Genomic DNA, 639 nt, shown 5'->3' on the forward strand with positions numbered 1-639 from the left:
CGGCGCTGCGGTGGTGGACGCGGCGGTCCGGCACCGGGGCACCCGAACTGCCGGCCGGTGCTCCCGAACCCGGCGCGACGGCCCGGGCGCTGCCGGTGCCCCTGCCCGACGCCGCGGACCCGGCGGCCGTCCTGCTCGGCGGGCTCGCCGCGGACACCCCCGACCGCACCGCCGAACGGGCAGAGCGCGACCCGGCGCTGCGCACCGTGGAGACGGCACTGTGGCTGTGCCGCGCCTACCTGGACGCCGGGAACGCCGCCCGGGCCGAGGAGTGGGTGGCCCGGGCCAAGGGGTGGAGCGGTGACTACGACTGGCGGATCTTCTGGCACCGGGGCCTGGTCCACCTCACGCGCGGCGCGGTGGACCAGGCGGAGGACGAGTTCGCGGCCACCTACGCCGCGCTGCCCGGCGAGGCGGCGCCCAAGCTGGCGCTCGGCTACTGCGCCGAGTACCTGGCCGCGCGGTTCCGGGAGCCCGGCGCACGGGAGCCCGGCCCGCCGGGGCCGGACGCACAAGGGGCGGCCGTGCGGGGGCCGGCCCTACGGGGTCCGGGGGGCCCGGGCGTACGGGCGCCGGACGCACGCGAACCGGACGCAGCGCAGGCGGCAGCGCGGGCGCGGGCCCGTGAGGCGCAGGCCG

General features: G+C 80.6%; 1 protein-coding gene. It reads left to right on the forward strand.

What is annotated here, in order from left to right; all coding sequences use genetic code 11:
* Nucleotides 1-639 (forward strand): tetratricopeptide repeat protein (locus DMC61_RS41050; RefSeq protein ID WP_305022643.1); only part of this gene is annotated, 639 nt, incomplete at both ends.

The organism is Amycolatopsis sp. WAC 04169 (genome assembly GCF_003947535.1).
Lineage (GTDB): Bacteria > Actinomycetota > Actinomycetes > Mycobacteriales > Pseudonocardiaceae > Amycolatopsis > Amycolatopsis keratiniphila.